The organism is Kitasatospora sp. NPDC087315, from assembly GCF_044744345.1.
In the GTDB taxonomy this organism is placed as follows: Bacteria; Actinomycetota; Actinomycetes; order Streptomycetales; family Streptomycetaceae; genus Kitasatospora.
Window position 1 is genome coordinate 286,089 of the sequence record NZ_JBIUYD010000008.1, and the last position, 15,310, is coordinate 301,398.

The window sequence follows — 15,310 nt, forward strand, 5'->3', positions numbered from 1 at the left end:
TGGCGTGAAGCGTCAGCTCATCGCGGCAGTCGGCGTCGCAGCTATGGTTGTCGGCCTGGCGGCCTGCAGCTCGGACGGCAAGAAGGAGGAGGGCGGCAACAGCGGCTCCTCTTCCGCTGCGGCCGGCGGCAAGAACTACAGTGGCAAGACGCTCAAGGTGTGGCTGATGTCCGGCTCGGCCCCCAAGGGCTGGGACGAGGCCGTGAAGACCGAGTTCGAGACCACCTACCCGGGCTCCAAGGTCGAGTACCAGATCCAGGAGTGGACCGGCATTGGCCCCAAGGTCACCGCCGCGCTCTCCGAGGGCTCCGTCGACGTGCTCGAGGTCGGCAACACCCAGACCGCGGGCTACGCCGCCACCGGTGGTCTCCTGGACATCACCAAGGACAAGGACGCCCTGGGCGGCGCCGACTGGAACGCCAACCAGAGCGAGTCCGCGATCCTGGACGGCAAGCAGTACGCCGCCCCGTGGTTCGTCACCAACCGTGTCGTCGCCTACAACAAGGACCTGTGGGCGAAGGCCGGCCTGACCGACACCCCGAAGACCCTGGACGAGTTCTACACCGACCTGGAGAAGCTGAAGGCGACGGCCGGCGTCACCGACCCGATCTACATGCCGGGCCAGGAGTGGTACACCTACTTCGGCCTCCTCACCAGCGAGGGCGGCAAGCTGGCGAAGAAGGACGGCGACAAGTGGGCCGGCGGCCTGTCGTCCCCCGAGGCGCAGAAGGCCTTCGAGACCTACAAGAAGCTGCAGAGCTACTCGGTCACCGGCCCCAAGGACGGTGACGAGGCCAAGCCGCAGCAGAAGGACGTCTTCGCCAAGGGCGACATCGGCGCGATCATCGGTCTCGGCTGGGAGGTCCCGACCGAGAAGGAGATGCCGAAGGAGAAGATCGGCTTCTTCCCGCTCCCGGGCAAGACGGCCGACAAGGCCTCCGGCGTGTTCCTCGGCGGCTCGAACCTGGCCATCGCCCAGGCGAGCAAGAACAGCGACATGGCGAAGGACTTCCTGAAGATCGCCCTGAACGACAAGAACGAGGGCACCGTCGCGGCCTCGGGCAACATCCCGAACAAGAAGTCGCTGGACGACAAGGTGGTCGGCGACTTCGCCGCCGCCGCCAAGGTCGCCGCCTCCTCCGGTGGGATCACCCCGACCACGCCGAACTGGGCGAGCGTCGAGAACAACCCGAACCCGATCAAGGAGTTCCTGACCGGCGCCCTGACCGGTGACTACGCCGCCGCCGCCAAGAAGGCCGACGACGAGATCGCCAAGCGTCTGAACGCCAAGCAGTAGTAGTCGAGCGGCGTCGCTCACCGGCTCCCGGCGGGGAGCCGGTGGGCGGCGCCTGTCCGTCGTGGTCAGGTTGTCAGGAAGAGAGAACGATGGCTGTGCATTCGGAGCGGGTGCAGACACAGTCCCCGGACACAGGGAAGGCTGCTGTGGCCAGTATTGAGACGAGCGCCGCCGGCGGCGGCGTCAAGGGCACCCCGAAGAAGAGCACCAGATCGGCGGGCGGCCCGGGCCTGGGCACGCGGCTCGCGCCGTACCTGCTGCTGTTGCCGGCCACCGTGGTCACCCTGGGCCTGCTGGGCTGGCCCCTGCTGAAGACCGTCCTGGTGTCGTTCCAGAACCTGAACGCGCGCCAGCTGGTCCAGCACCTGACCGAGTGGAACGGCTTCGAGAACTACACCGAGCAGCTGACCAACGCCGAGTTCTGGGCGGTCACCGGCCGGACGGTCGCCTTCACCCTGATCAACGTTCTGCTGATCATGGTCGGCGGCTCGCTGGTCGGCCTGCTGCTCAACCGGCTCGGCAAGAAGATGCGGCTGCTGCTCTCGATCGGCCTGCTCCTCGCCTGGGCCATGCCGGTGGTCGCCGCGACCACGGTCTACACCTGGCTGTTCGACATCCGGTTCGGTGTCGTCAACTGGTTCCTGGACCGGCTGGGCTGGCACTCGATGGCCGACTACAACTGGACCGGCACCCAGTACTCCACCTTCTTCGTGATCATCCTGCTGATCGTCTGGGGCTCGATCCCCTTCGTGGCGTTCAACATGTACGCAGGTCTGACCACCATCCCGAAGGAGCTCTACGAGGCCGCCCGGATGGACGGCGCCGGCGCCGGCAAGATCTTCACCTCGGTGATCTTCCCCAGCCTGAAGCCGTTCTTCCTGGCCACGACCTTCCTTGAGGTCATCTGGGTCTTCAAGGCCTTCACCCAGGTCTACGCCATCAAGGCGGGCGGCCCCGACTCGTCCACCCGGACCCTGCCCGTCCACGCCTTCCTGGAAGGCACCGGCGCCCAGCACTACGGCACCGGTGCCGCGATCGCGGTGCTCACCATCCTGATGCTGGGTGTCCTGATGGCGTACTACTTCCGCATCATTCTCAAGCAGGAGGACGAGCTGTGAGGCGCTCGCTCATCGGACGTACCTGGCCGAACGTGATCGCGGTCGTCCTCTTCGTCTTCTTCATCTTCCCCGTCTACTGGATGGTCATCACGGCCTTCAAGCAGCAGAAGGACATCGTCAGCCGGACGCCTGTCTTCCTGCCGCTGGACGCGACCCTCGACCACTTCAAGACGGCGGTCAACGCGCCCAAGTTCTGGGAGTACGTCACCAACAGCTTCACCGTCACGGTCGTCGCGGTGCTGATCTCGCTGGTGATCGCCACCCTGGCGTCCTTCGCCATCGCCCGGATGAAGTTCCGCGGCCGCAAGACCTTCGTCCTGGTCGTGATGGCGGCGCAGATGGCGCCGTGGGAGGTCATGACCATCGCGGTCTACCTGATCTCCCGTGACAACGAGATGCTGAACAGCCTCATCCCGCTGACCGCCTTCTACATGATGATGGTCCTGCCCTTCACCATCTGGACGCTGCGCAGCTTCATCGCCGCCGTCCCGAAGGAGCTGGAGGAGTCCGCGATGGTGGACGGCTGCACCCGCACCCAGGCCTTCATGAAGGTGATCTTCCCGCTGCTGGCCCCGGGCCTGATGTCGACCTCGCTGTTCGGCTTCATCACCGCGTGGAACGAGTTCCCCCTGGTCCTGATCCTCAACAAGACCGACGGGCAGACCCTGCCGCTCTGGCTCTCCTCGTTCCAGACCAACTTCGGCACCGACTGGGGCGCGACCATGGCGGCCTCGACGCTGTTCGCCCTCCCGGTGCTGATCCTCTTCGTATTCCTCCAGCGCAAGGCCGTCGGCGGCTTGACCGACGGTGCAGTGAAGGGCTGACGCGACGTGAGCATCCTTGTCCCCACCCTGCCGGGCAGCGACCAGCTGCACCGCGACGCGCTGACGGTTCTCCAGCCCGGCTTCGTCGGCACCGAACCGCCGGAGTGGATCCGCCGCCACCTGGCGGCCGGCCTCGGCTCGGTCGCGCTGTTCGACCGCAACGTCGTCGACCTCCAGCAGCTCTCCGCGCTCACCAAGGCGCTGCGCGAGGAGAACCCGGACCTCCTGATCGCGATCGACGAGGAGAGCGGCGACGTCACCCGCCTGGAGGCGGGCTCCGGTTCGTCCTGGCCGGGCAACCTCGCCCTCGGCGTGATCGACGACCCGGCGCTGACCCGGGACGTCGCCCGTGAGCTGGGCCGGGCGCTGGCCGCGGCCGGCGTCAACTACAACTGGGCGCCCACCGCGGACGTCAACTCCAACCCGCGCAACCCGGTGATCGGCGTCCGCTCCTTCGGCGCCGACCCCGAGCTCTGCGCCCGGCACACCGCCGCCTGGGTCGAGGGCCTGCAGTCGGCCGGCGTCGCCGCCTGCTCCAAGCACTTCCCCGGGCACGGCGACACCGCGGTCGACTCGCACCACGGCCTGCCCGTGATCGACGTCGACCTGGACGTGCTGCGCAGCCGCGACCTGATCCCGTTCCAGGCCGCGATCGCCGCCGGGACCAAGGCCGTGATGACGGCCCACATCATGATCCCGGCGCTGGACCCGGCGCTGCCGGCCACGCTCAGCCCCGCCGTGCTGCGCGACCTGCTGCGCGCCGCCCCGGCCGACGGCGGCCTGGGCTACCAGGGCCTGATCGTCAGCGACGCGATCGAGATGGGCGCCATCGCCGACACCTTCGGCATGGGTGAGGGCACCGTGCTGGCCCTGGCGGCCGGCGCGGACGCGATCTGCGTCGGCGGCGGTCTGGCCGACGAGGAGACCGTGCTGATGCTGCGCGACGCCATCGTGGCGGGCGTGCGGGCCGGCCGGCTCTCCGAGGAGCGGCTGGCGGACGCGGCCTCCCGGGTGCGCGCGCTCGGCAGCTGGGGCCGGATCCAGGCCCAGGGCGAGCGGCTGGAGCCCGACCTGGCGGTCGGTCTGCGGGCCGCCCGCCGGGCGCTGCGGGTCGTCCGGGCGCCGGGCCAGGAGGCCCTGCCGGTGACCGAGCGCCCGTATGTGGTCTCGTTCTCCGACGAGCCCAACATCGCCGTCGGCGCCGTGACCCCGTGGGGCGTGGCCGACATGCTGACCGACCGCTTCCCCGGCACCCGGACCCGTGAGGTCGGCCCGGCGGACGCCGCCCCGGAGCAGCTGGACGCGCTGGCCGCCGAGCTGGTGGCGGAGGCCGAGGGCCGCCGGCTGGTGCTGGCGGTCCGGGACGCCCACCGGTACGCGTGGATGTCCGCCGCGCTGTCCCGTCTGGTGGCGGCCCGGCCGGACGCCGCGGTGGTCGAGATGGGCCTGCCGCAGTCCGAGCCGGTCGGCGCGCTGTACATCGCCACCCACGGTGCCGCCCGGGTCTGTGGTCTGGCGGCCGTCGAGGTGCTCACCGGACAGTCGGGAGCGATCGGCTGAGTCCTGGTCGGGCCGGTCACCCAGAGTGCCGGCAGACCTTTTCGAGCGGGCCCGTCATGCGCATGTCGCATGGCGGGCCCGTTTCGTTAACCCCGCGTTGACCTGCGAAGTCGCCCCCTGTCGGTGTTCCCTCAAATCTGCCTTAAGCCAGCCTTAAGTTCTACTTAGGGTGACACGGCGACAACTGATCGCCACGCGGTACAACAGCTCTGCAACGTCCTTTGCGGTCTGGCCATTTGGCGTTGACACCGCTTGTGGTCTAGGCCAGGCTCCACTCCATCCGGTTCGAACTTCAACCTCACCGGATGTGGTATCAGCCCCACCCGAAGCTCTTCGCCGCCCCACCCCGGTCTCTCCCGGCGGGCGCCATCACGCTGCCGGCGGGCAACAGGCACTAGCACCCTCGGAGGATGGCGTGAAGACGCGTCAGCTCATGGCGACATTCGGGACCCTCGCACTGGCGGCCGGGCTGACGGCCTGTTCGTCTGGGGGGTCGTCGTCAGGGGACACCAAGGACGGCGCCTCGGCGGACCCGAAGGCCGCCACCGGCACGGTCACCGTCTGGCTGATGGACGATGCCCAGAAGAACTGGCCGGACCTCGTGCAGCGGGTCAACGACGAGTTCGCGGCCAAGTACCCGAACGTCACGCTGAAGCTCTCGTACCAGGGCTGGGCCGACAAGGTCGGCAAGCTGGACGCCGCGCTGGCGGCCGGCAACGCCCCCGACGTGGTGGAGCTCGGCAACACCGAGACCATGAAGTACGTCCTCTCCGGCGCGCTGGCCCCGGTCGACCGGACCACGTTCGACAACTCGGACAGCTGGATCAAGGCGCTGGCCAACACCTGTACGTACCAGGACAAGCTCTGGTGCGTGCCGTACTACGCGGGCGCCCGGGTCGCCATCTACAACTCCGCCGCCTTCCAGTCGGCGACCGGCAGCGCGGACTTCCCCAAGACCGAGGACGAGCTGCGGGCGGCGCTGGACAAGATCGCGGACAAGAACAAGGCCGACCGGACCTTCTCCCCGCTCTACCTCCCCGGCCAGTACTGGTACGCCGCGATGAGCTACGTCTCCGCGTACGGCGGCACCATCGCCAAGTTCGACAGCTCCGGCAACTGGCACGGCACCCTGCACGACGCCAAGTCCCAGCAGGGCATCAGCCACTTCGTCGACCTGGTGCGCAAGTACAACAAGGGCGACCTGTCGGTGAACGAGCAGAACCAGTTCGAGTCGATGGCCCGCGGGCACGCCGCGTCCTTCTACGGCAACGGCTACGAGGCGGCCAGCGTGACCGCGCCGGTCACCGGCGACCCGAGCCTCAAGGACGCGGTCAAGGTGGCGACCATGCCGGGCCCGGACGGCAAGCCGCTGCCGACCTTCATCGGCGGCTCGGACCTCGCCGTCACCGCCAAGTCGCCGTCGGCCGAGCTGGCCACCGACTGGATCCGGATGTTCACCAGCACCAAGTCGGAGCAGGCGCTGGCGGACAAGGACATCCTGCCGAACAACCTGACCCAGCTGAACCAGCTGAAGAGCAAGCCGGCCACCGCCGCCGCGGCCAACGCGGTGCCGGACGCCTGGTTCACCCCGCTGGCCCCGGGCTGGGGCGCGGTCGAGAAGCAGAAGATCCTGCCGGAGATGCTGAACGCGATCATCAAGGGCAAGTCGGTGGACCAGGCCACCAAGGAGGCCGACGCCGCGATCGACCAGCTGATCAACAAGCCGTCCTGACCGGCGGTCGTACGTCCGGGGGCCCCTGCCGCGCGGGCGGGAGGGGCTCTCGAATGTGCTCCACGGGGGTGGCCCCCGTAGGATTGCCACAGGAATCACCGCAGCGAGTGTGCGGACTCGCCGCCGTAGAGGTCCCCACCGGGCATCCCCGTCCGGGTGGGGTCGAACCATCTCATCGGAGGCACATCCAGATGTCCGACACGCAGACTGTTTCCGTCCCCGGCCGGATCATGGCGGCGGAGATGGCCGAGCAGCCGGCCGTCCTCCAGCGCATCCTCGACGAGGGCGCCCCGAAGATCCGCGAGATCGCGGCCCAGATCTCCGCCCGCAACCCGCGCTTCGTCCTGCTCACCGCGCGCGGCACGTCCGACAACGCGGCGCTCTACGCCAAGTACCTGATCGAGATCCTGCTCGGCAAGCCGGCCGGTCTGACCTCGATGTCGACCACCACCGCGTACGGCGCCAAGCCGGACCTCACCGACGTGCTGGTCATCACCGTCAGCCAGTCCGGCGGTTCGCCGGACCTGGTGGCCTCCACCAAGGCGGCCCGCGAGGCCGGTGCCATCACCCTGGCGGTCACCAACAACGCCGACTCGCCGCTGGCCGAGGTCTCCGAGTTCCACATCGACGTGCTGGCCGGCCCGGAGAAGGCCCTGCCCGCCACCAAGACCTACACCGCCGAGCTGCTGGCGCTCTACCTGCTGGTGGAGGGCCTGCGCGGTGGCGACGGCGCGGCCGCCAAGGAGCTGCCGGCCCTGGCCGCCGGCATCCTGGCCCGCCAGCCCGAGGTGAAGGCCCTGGCCGAGCGCTACCGCTTCGCCCAGCGCCTGGTCATCACCTCGCGCGGCTACGGCTACCCGACCGCCCGTGAGGCGGCGCTGAAGCTGATGGAGACCACCTACATCCCGGCCTCCCCGTTCTCCGGCGCCGACCTGCTGCACGGCCCGCTGGCCATGGTCGACAACGTCTCCCCGGTCATCGCGATCGTTCCGGACGGCAAGGGCGGCGAGGCCCTGCAGCCGGTGCTGGACCGCCTGCGCGGCCGCGGTGCGGACCTGGTGGTCATCGGCCAGCAGTCGCAGGTGGACGCCGCCTCGGCGGGCTTCGCGCTGCCGGCCGGTGTGCCCGAGGAGGTCCAGACGATCCTGGAGATCCTGCCGCTCCAGCAGCTGGCCTACGAGGTCACCATCGCCCGCGGCCAGGACCCGGACGCCCCGCGCGCCCTGGCCAAGGTCACCGAGACCCACTGACGCCGGGCCGGCGCCCGCGCCGGAAGACGCCGAACCCCCGTCCACAGGCTGTGGACGGGGGTTCGGCTCTGAGCGGCGGAACATGGTTCGAAGGAGCGGGCGGACCCGCGGGAGCACCACCGGAAAGCACTACGGGCCACGGCGCCGACACGGGACCCTCAACCCTCCCTCCTTGCCCGCCAGCGGGAAGGAGGGGCCCATGGCACCGCAGCCGGAGCTGTCGTCGGGTGGTCCCGCCGCGCAGCTCCCCGCCGGAGGCGAGAAGCACTACGGGCCACGGCGCCGACACGGGACCCTCAACCCATGCGGCACCGCAGCCCGGAGCTGTCGTCGGGCGCCGGTGACGATCGAGAACTGTGCGGGGTCCTCGCTCGGCGGCGTCCGACCGAGGAGCGGCCTCGCGCGGTCAGGGCAGTTGCGCGGTGGGCCTCTCCTTGGTGCCCTTTCATTGTGGACTAGACCAATCTGGCTTGTCCAGGCCTCGCCGAAAATTGGTCTGGACAACTCCTCCGGCGGGCCGGTCCCCGCCCGCCGCCGGCCCGTCGCCCGGTGCTGGCGCGCCCACCCGCCCGGGCTGGAGCTACCCTCGCCATGTGCCCTCGCTGAACGAACTCGTCCGCCGCCACACCACCCTGACCGGTGCCGATGTGGAGTGGCTCCACATGCTGGTCTCGGAGTGGCAGCTGCTCTCCGACCTCTCCTTCGCCGACCTGGTCCTGTGGATCCCGACCTGGGACGGCATCCGCTACGTCTCGGTGGCCCAGATGCGGCCCAACACCGGCCCCACCTCCTACCAGGACGACATGGTCGGCCACCTCGTCCCGCGCGGCCGCCGGCCGCTGCTGGACGCCGCCTTCGACGAGGGGCGGATCGTGCGCGAGGGCGACCCGGAGTGGCGCGAGGAGGTGCCGGTCCGGGTCGAGTCCATCCCGGTCCGCCGCGAGGGCAAGGTGCTCGGCGTGATCGCCCGGAACACCAACCTGCTGACCGTCCGCACCCCCAGCCGGCTCGAGCTCACCTATCTGCAGAGCGCCTCCGACCTGGCCCAGATGATCGCCGCCGGAACCTTCCCGTACCACGGTGTCGAGCAGGCCGACATGGACGCCGCCCCCCGCGTCGGCGACGGCCTGATCAGGCTGGACGCCGACGGCATCGTCACCTACGCCAGTCCCAACGCGCTCTCCGCCTACCACCGCCTCGGCCTCACCACCGACCTGGTCGGCAGCCACCTGGGCCGCGCCACCGCCGAACTGGCCCCGCCGTCGCGGGCGGCCGTGCACGAGGCGCTGGTGAAACTGGCGAGCGGCTGGGCGCCCCGGCAGGCCGAGGTGGAGGTGCAGGGCGGTGTGGTGACCCTGCGGGCCATCCCGCTCCGGCCCAAGGGCACGCAGACCGGTTCGCTGGTGCTCTGCCGGGACGTCACCGAGCTGCGCCGCCGCGACCGCGAGCTGATGACCAAGGACGCCACCATCCGGGAGATCCACCACCGGGTGAAGAACAACCTCCAGACCGTGGCCGCGCTGCTGCGGCTGCAGTCCCGCCGGATGGACTCGGACGCCGGCCGGGCCGCGCTGGACGAGGCGGTCCGCCGGGTGGGCTCGATCGCGATCGTGCACGAGACGCTCTCCCAGGCGCTGGACGAGCAGGTGGCCTTCGACGAGATCGCCGACCGGGTGCTGGCGATGGTGATGGAGCTGTCCCAGGACGGCCGGGTGGCGACCCGGCGCTCCGGCAGCTTCGGCATCCTCTCCGCCGAGGTGGCCACCCCGCTGTCGATGGTGCTGACCGAGCTGCTGCAGAACGCGCTGGAACACGCGTTCGGCCCGTCCGCCTCCGGCAACCTGGAGGTCAGCGCGCTGCGCGGGCGGGCGCCGGCCACCGGGATGGGCTGGTCGGACAGCTGGAACGGCGGCACCAGGCCGGAGGAGTACCTGCTGATCACCGTGCAGGACGACGGCAAGGGCATGCCGGAGGGCTTCGACCCGCAGCAGGCGGGCAATCTCGGGCTGCAGATCGTGCGCACCCTGGCCACCGGTGAGCTGGGCGGCACCTTCGACATGGTGGCCGGACCGAACGGCGGCACCAAGGTGATCCTGGAGATCCCGGTGCGCTGAAACCGGTGCGCCGAGAAGCGCGGTGGGGGCGCGCGTCCGGCGAGGGCGCCGGGGCGCGTGCTCCACGATCCCCGGGTGGGATGGGCCGTCCGGGGAGCCGTACCCGGACGCGGACAGAGAAACGAGGCCCTGCCGACCGGGGGGGTGGGTCGGCAGGGCCTCTCGACCCGTTCCGGCCGTCGGGGGGAGTCGGCCGGAACGGGGGCTCTGGGTGGTGCGGCACCGCACCGGTGCGTTGCACACGGTGAGCGCCTCAGCTCCACAATATTGCTCTAAGTGAACAGTATCAAGTGGCTGGGCGGCCCGGTGTCGCGAGACCGCGCCGAACGCGGTCCGTCGTACGGAAGGCTTCGCCAGGAGGTGCAGGGAAGCCCTTGATCATGTGTTGATCGATACTGCGGTCACTGCTGGTAATGCGGCGTGTGATCAGGCGGTGCGGGCGCGGTTGCGGGCTGCGCGGCGCTTCATCGCGCGACGCTCGTCCTCGCTCATGCCACCCCAGACGCCGGCGTCCTGGCCGGTCTCAAGAGCCCACTGCAGGCACTGTTCCATGACCGGACAGCGGCGGCACACGGCCTTGGCTTCCTCGATCTGCAGCAGAGCAGGACCGGTGTTCCCGATCGGGAAGAACAGCTCCGGGTCCTCTTCGCGGCAGACAGCGCGGTGGCGCCAGTCCATGGTCGTCCAACTCCTCCTGCCGGCGGGGCGACCCGGTCGGCATAATCGATGGCTTGTGAATGTGAACGCTTTCACGAATCCCGCAACAGCAAAAGAGACCAAAGGCCCATCGGGCCCGGGTGGTCTGTGCTGGGAGGGATTCGGCGATTCGAGGGACACCCCGCGGTCGGCCCCCGTCAGAATCTGAGGTTGCCGTCGCTGCGATGCGTCCCGATCGCCATGTAGAGGTTCGCAAACCTCAGGCCCGGATACAACCCCCTTCAGGGAGGAATTTTTGATTCTTCGGTGTCGCCTAGCTCACAGCCGGTACTTCTATGGAGTGAAGGGGGCTTGTGCGTTCGAGAAGAAGGGTAAAGCCCCCTTCTAGTCACACAATCACACGCAGTGCCCGCCGTACGCCTGTGAAACTGACGCGACTCCTGTCTCCAAGGTGGTCCCCGTCGACCTGGAACGGAGCCGGTTCCTCTGAAACCAAGGTGAAGTGCCTGACGTCGTGATAGGAGACGACATGCTTTCCGGACGGACCGGAAGAGGTGCCGTCGCCGCTCGAAGGCCCGTACGACCGCAGGATCTGACGGACCGTTCGAGCAGTGCCGAACGCGGTCATCCGGGTGATGCCGAAGACGTCGAGGTCCGTGTCGAAGGAGGCGAGGGGTGAGGGATAGACCGGGCGGTTCCCCAGGAACGTCCACGGCGAGGTGTTGCTGACTATCGACAGCACCAGCTCCGGCACCGGCGCGCGGCCGGGGAGTTGCAGGGTGATCGGGCCTGATCTGCGCTGCTCACGCTGGGTGACGAAGTGCCGCAGGGCCTGGCCGACATAGAGCGCGTGGGTGGACCTGCGCCCCGCCCGTCGCTGCTCCTCGACCCGGCCGACCACGCCGGCGTCGAAGCCGAGGCCGGCCGTGAAGGTGAACCAGCGGTCCGGCAGTCCGTCGGTCATCGCCTTGCCCAGGCCGATCGGGCGCTCGCGGCGGTGCTCCAGGGCGTCCAGCAGGGCGCCGGTGGCCTCCACCGGGTCGTTGGGCAGGCCCAGCGCGCGGGCGAACACATTGGTCGAGCCACCGGGCACCACGGCCAGCCGGGGGAGCTTCTCGCCCGGGCCGTGCGCCAGCAGTCCGTTGACCACCTCGTTGACGGTGCCGTCACCGCCCAGCGCCACCACCAGGTCGACCGTGCCGTCCTCGGCCGCCTCGCGGGCCAGGTCGCGCGCGTGCCCCCGGTATTCGGTGTGGGCCACCTCCAGCTTGAGGTCGCTGCGCAGGGCATGGATCAGCACGTCCCGGGTGCGGCCACTGGTGGTGGTCGCCTTCGGGTTCACGACCAGGAGAGCGCGCATGAGCAAAGCCTACGGGTCGGTACGGACCGACCGGCGGCTACCCTGCTGGAGTGACCGCAGAATCCCCCGCACCCGTACCCGCGGCCGGCTCCGTCCGGCCGGTGTCCCTGGCCGTGGGCGCCGCCCTCACCGCGCTGGAGGGCGCCGCCCTGGCCGTCGTCGGCGTCTGGGACATGGTGTCCGCGCTGTCCGGTGAGTCCAAGCAGCTGGCGCTGAACGAGTTCGGCGGCGCGGTGATCGTGCTGCTCGGCGTGTTGCCGGTGCTGGCCGCCCGGGCGCTGTTCAAGGGGCGGCGCTGGGGCCGCAGCCCGGCCGTGCTGACCAACTCGGTCTGCCTGCCGGTGGGCTACTACATGTGCCAGAGCGGCGGCGCGATGGTGGCCGTCGGGGTGGCCGTCGGCCTGCTCGGGCTGGTCGGCATCGGCGCCCTGCTCGGCCCGAAATCGACGGCGGCCCTCTACGCTCCGCACGAGGGCTGAGCGCAGAGGGCCGTTCCGGCGCCGCTGGGCGGTCGTCAGTTCTACTCCTCCACCAGGAGCTTCTCCCGGAGCTGGGCCAGTGTCCGGGCCAGCAGCCGGGAGACGTGCATCTGTGAGATGCCCACCTCGGCGGCGATCTGCGACTGGGTCATGTTCCGGAAGAACCGCAGCACCAGGATCTTCTGCTCCCGGGGCGGCAGCTGCGCCAGCAGCGGCTTGAGCGACTCCCGGTACTCGACGCCCTCCAGCGCCTCGTCGGTGGCGCCCAGGGTGTCCGCGACGGCCGGCGACTCGTCGTCGCTGTCCGGCACGTCCAGCGACAGCGTGGAGTACGCGTTGGCGGACTCCAGGCCCTCCAGCACGTCCTCCTCGGAGATCCCCAGGTGCTCGGCCAGCTCGTGCACCGTGGGGGAGCGGCCGTGCCGCTGGGAGAGCTCGCTGGTCGCCGTGGTCAGCGACAGCCGCAGCTCCTGGAGCCGGCGCGGTACCCGGACCGCCCAGCCCTTGTCCCGGAAGTGCCGCTTGATCTCGCCGACGATGGTCGGCGTGGCGTAGGTGGAGAACTCGACCCCGCGCTCGTGGTCGAAGCGGTCCACCGACTTGATCAGCCCGATGGTGGCGACCTGGGTCAGGTCGTCCAGCGGCTCGCCCCGGTTGCGGAACCGCCGGGCCAGGTGCTCCACCAGCGGGATGTGCATCCGCACCAGCTGGTTGCGCAGCTCGACGCGCTCCGGGGAGCCGTCGGGCAGCGCGGACAGACGGACGAACAGCGCCCGGGCCGCCTCGCGGTCCGGCGCCCCGGTGCGGTGCGGGGTCTGGGCGGGCACCGCACCGCGCAGCGCCTCGGCTGCGGGGTCCGCCGGGTCGGCCGCGGCCGGCGGGGGCACGGGGACGGGCGACGGATCAGACGTCGGCTCGGTCGGCTGGCTCATCCGGTGGGCGTCCTTCGGGTGCGCTTCGTCGTTGGCGGCGAGGCCGGGAACGCTCGCCTGGGTCGGTACGGCAGGGCCCGCCGTCGCGAGGCCGGTACGGTCCAGATCACTCACGGCCATTCCCCCGTTCCGTTCCGGGAGCACCGGGACCGTGGGGCGGCCCCGATTCGTCTTATTGGTCGTACCGCGTGGTGGGCGGTACCGGGAGCCGTCCGCCGGGCCCGGGTGGGGGGTACCGGCCGGACGGCCCTTGTTCGGTGCTGCTGCTGCGGCGGCCCTAGTGGGTGGCGGAACCGCCGCGCTTCTTGTGCAGGCTGATCGTCACGGTGTTGTCCTCGCCGACCGAGGAGTCCACCTCGCCGGCCAGCGCGGAGAGCACCGTCCAGGCGAAGGTGTCCCGCTCGGGGGCCCGGCCGTCCGTGGTCGGGGCGGAGACGGTGACCTTGAGCGAGTCGCCGACCAGCCGGAACTCGCAGGACAGGACCGACCCGGGTACCGCCTGCTGGAGCAGGATGGCGCAGGCCTCGTCCACCGCGATCCGTAGGTCCTCGATCTCGTCCAGCGTGAAGTCCAGCCGGGCCGCCAGCCCCGCCGTCGCTGTTCGCAGTACCGAGAGGTAGGCCCCGGCCGCGGGCAGCCGGACCTCCACGAAGTCCTGGACCCCGGGCTCGCCGTCGATCTGGGACACCCTCACCTCCTGGGTGACGCGCTGTGCTTCCGGGCCGGTGGCCGCGGCACTGTCTGTTGCTTGGCTCAACTGCTTCGCCCCAACTGTCCAGAGGGGTGGTGCGGTACGTGTACCGGTCATACCCCGCGAGGGGTGGCCGGACGCCGCGCATCCGCCCGAGACGTTACCGCTTTTGGCCCCGGCGCGGGAGTCACTCATGGTAGGGCGCCGCGACACAGGGTGTCAGTGGCCGGACGGAACCCGTTCGTACGGCCGGGCGGGGCCCGTCTGTTCGGCGGCGTACCGGTGGGCGCGGCCCCGTCGGCACGCTGTGTTCAGCGCGCGCCGACGGCGGTGAGCGCCTCTCCGGTGAGCCGGTAGACGCTCCAGCCGTCCATCGGCACCGCGCCGAGCGACTTGTAGAAGTTGATCGAGGGCTCGTTCCAGTCGAGCACCGACCACTCCATCCGCGAGTAGCCGCGTTCGACGGCGATCCGCGCCAGCTCCAGCAGCAGGGCCTTGCCGTGGCCGCCGCCGCGGGCCGCCGGGCGGACGTACAGGTCCTCCAGGTAGATGCCGTGCGTCCCGCGCCAGGTCGAGAAGTTGAGGAACCAGACCGCGAAGCCGACCGGCTCGCCGGTGGTGTCGTCCTCGGCGATCAGGCCGAACAGCGCCGGGGCGGCGCCGAACAGCGCGTCCCGCAGCTGTGCCTCGGTGGCCACCGCCTCGTGCGGGGCCTTCTCGTACTCCGCGAGTTCGCGGATCATGGCGTGGATGACCGGGACGTCGGTGACTAGGGCGGTGCGGATCATGTGACGAGCCTACTTGGCCCGTTCGGGCCTAGGCCCAATGCCGGTGACTTAATTCGTGTCTCGCTTGGTGATCGTGACGGTGGCTGGTTGGGGTGGTGGCCAGTTGCGGTGTTGGGCGCGTTTGAGGGGCCAGTTGGACATTTTGCGTTTGATGACGCGGGGGCAGGATCGTTGACGCCGTTCGGGTAGGAGGCGTTCGCTGATCTCAGCGAGGGTGCGGGTCAGTGCACGGATGAGTCTGCCGGGGGGAAAGCGCCGCCTGGGCGGGGACCTGGCGGCGTACGACCCGCAGGCTGCGGGTGAAAGACAGACGGTCGGGGTCCAGGCCTTCTTGCAGGGCGGCCTGGTGCATCAGCTGCCGGATGGCGTGGTGGACCAGGAGGAGCCCGTAGATCTCCTGCTCCACACCCCACGGGTACTTCGAGCGCAGGACGAGTTTGGGCCCGCGCTGGTGGGTCTTGATCTCGTCCAGTGTGGTCTCGATCTCCCAGCGCTGGGCGTAGAGGGC

General features: G+C 70.0%; 13 protein-coding genes and 1 pseudogene. 8 read left to right on the top strand and 6 right to left on the bottom strand.

Annotation, left to right across the window (positions count from 1 at the left end; translation table 11 throughout):
• Nucleotides 1-4: 4 nt before the first annotated feature.
• The 7 genes from ACIO5D_RS14380 to ACIO5D_RS14410 all read left to right on the top strand — a co-directional run bounded on the left by ACIO5D_RS14380 (nt 5) and on the right by ACIO5D_RS14410 (nt 9,895).
• The gene (locus tag ACIO5D_RS14380; RefSeq protein ID WP_363604694.1) at nt 5-1,297 is read left to right on the top strand and encodes an extracellular solute-binding protein; all 1,293 of its coding nucleotides are present in this window, start codon (nt 5-7) and stop codon (nt 1,295-1,297) included.
• 89 nt (nt 1,298-1,386) lie between these two features.
• Nucleotides 1,387-2,415 (top strand): sugar ABC transporter permease, encoded by a 1,029-nt coding sequence (locus tag ACIO5D_RS14385; RefSeq protein WP_363604695.1) that lies wholly within the window; start codon nt 1,387-1,389, stop codon nt 2,413-2,415.
• Nucleotides 2,412-3,239 carry a carbohydrate ABC transporter permease gene (locus tag ACIO5D_RS14390; protein WP_400795276.1) on the top strand — a complete coding sequence of 276 codons (828 nt, stop codon included), beginning with the start codon at nt 2,412-2,414 and terminating at the stop codon, nt 3,237-3,239. The genes ACIO5D_RS14385 and ACIO5D_RS14390 overlap by 4 nt, the downstream gene beginning before the upstream one ends.
• Before the next feature lie 6 nt (nt 3,240-3,245).
• Nucleotides 3,246-4,799 carry a glycoside hydrolase family 3 protein gene (locus ACIO5D_RS14395; protein ID WP_363604697.1) on the top strand — a complete coding sequence of 518 codons (1,554 nt, stop codon included), beginning with the start codon at nt 3,246-3,248 and terminating at the stop codon, nt 4,797-4,799.
• A gap of 433 nt (nt 4,800-5,232) precedes the next feature.
• Nucleotides 5,233-6,531 (top strand): extracellular solute-binding protein, encoded by a 1,299-nt coding sequence (locus ACIO5D_RS14400; protein WP_363604698.1) that lies wholly within the window; start codon nt 5,233-5,235, stop codon nt 6,529-6,531.
• A 191-nt stretch (nt 6,532-6,722) separates the two neighbouring features.
• Entirely contained in the window at nt 6,723-7,781 is a 1,059-nt protein-coding gene (locus tag ACIO5D_RS14405; RefSeq protein WP_400795278.1) for an SIS domain-containing protein, read from the top strand.
• Between the two features lie 593 nt (nt 7,782-8,374).
• The gene (locus ACIO5D_RS14410; RefSeq protein ID WP_363604702.1) at nt 8,375-9,895 is read left to right on the top strand and encodes a PAS domain-containing sensor histidine kinase; all 1,521 of its coding nucleotides are present in this window, start codon (nt 8,375-8,377) and stop codon (nt 9,893-9,895) included.
• 426 nt (nt 9,896-10,321) lie between these two features.
• Here ACIO5D_RS14410 and ACIO5D_RS14415 read toward each other — a convergent pair whose 3' ends face one another.
• Complete coding sequence (locus tag ACIO5D_RS14415) at nt 10,322-10,573, bottom strand: WhiB family transcriptional regulator (protein WP_014138019.1); 252 nt, start codon at nt 10,571-10,573, stop codon at nt 10,322-10,324.
• Between the two features lie 367 nt (nt 10,574-10,940).
• A complete protein-coding gene (locus ACIO5D_RS14420) occupies nt 10,941-11,912 on the bottom strand; it encodes a diacylglycerol kinase family protein (protein ID WP_363604703.1) in 972 nt (323 codons plus the stop codon).
• Nucleotides 11,913-11,962: 50 nt separating this feature from the next.
• Between ACIO5D_RS14420 and ACIO5D_RS14425 the strand changes: the two genes are divergently transcribed.
• Complete coding sequence (locus ACIO5D_RS14425) at nt 11,963-12,391, top strand: hypothetical protein (protein WP_363604705.1); 429 nt, start codon at nt 11,963-11,965, stop codon at nt 12,389-12,391.
• A 41-nt stretch (nt 12,392-12,432) separates the two neighbouring features.
• Here the strand turns inward: ACIO5D_RS14425 and ACIO5D_RS14430 are convergent, their stop codons facing one another.
• From ACIO5D_RS14430 to ACIO5D_RS14445, 4 genes and pseudogenes are all read right to left on the bottom strand, one after another.
• The gene (locus tag ACIO5D_RS14430; protein WP_363604706.1) at nt 12,433-13,437 is read right to left on the bottom strand and encodes an RNA polymerase sigma factor SigF; all 1,005 of its coding nucleotides are present in this window, start codon (nt 13,435-13,437) and stop codon (nt 12,433-12,435) included.
• A 163-nt stretch (nt 13,438-13,600) separates the two neighbouring features.
• Entirely contained in the window at nt 13,601-14,011 is a 411-nt protein-coding gene (locus ACIO5D_RS14435; protein ID WP_363604707.1) for an anti-sigma regulatory factor, read from the bottom strand.
• Nucleotides 14,012-14,325: 314 nt separating this feature from the next.
• Nucleotides 14,326-14,802 carry a GNAT family N-acetyltransferase gene (locus ACIO5D_RS14440; RefSeq protein WP_363604708.1) on the bottom strand — a complete coding sequence of 159 codons (477 nt, stop codon included), beginning with the start codon at nt 14,800-14,802 and terminating at the stop codon, nt 14,326-14,328.
• A 205-nt stretch (nt 14,803-15,007) separates the two neighbouring features.
• Nucleotides 15,008-15,310: pseudogene (locus tag ACIO5D_RS14445) on the bottom strand (IS4 family transposase); the annotation flags it as partial.

What these genes read in the sequence shown, in the direction of transcription:
- ACIO5D_RS14385 (WP_363604695.1), top strand. Translation starts at nt 1,387, where the DNA reads ATGGCTGTGCATTCGGAGCGGGTGCAGACACAGTCCCCGGACACAGGG.
- ACIO5D_RS14400 (WP_363604698.1), top strand. Translation starts at nt 5,233, where the DNA reads ATGGCGACATTCGGGACCCTCGCACTGGCGGCCGGGCTGACGGCCTGT.
- ACIO5D_RS14405 (WP_400795278.1), top strand. Translation starts at nt 6,723, where the DNA reads ATGTCCGACACGCAGACTGTTTCCGTCCCCGGCCGGATCATGGCGGCG.
- ACIO5D_RS14415 (WP_014138019.1), bottom strand. Translation starts at nt 10,573, where the DNA reads ATGGACTGGCGCCACCGCGCTGTCTGCCGCGAAGAGGACCCGGAGCTG.
- ACIO5D_RS14420 (WP_363604703.1), bottom strand. Translation starts at nt 11,912, where the DNA reads ATGCGCGCTCTCCTGGTCGTGAACCCGAAGGCGACCACCACCAGTGGC.
- ACIO5D_RS14440 (WP_363604708.1), bottom strand. Translation starts at nt 14,802, where the DNA reads ATGATCCGCACCGCCCTAGTCACCGACGTCCCGGTCATCCACGCCATG.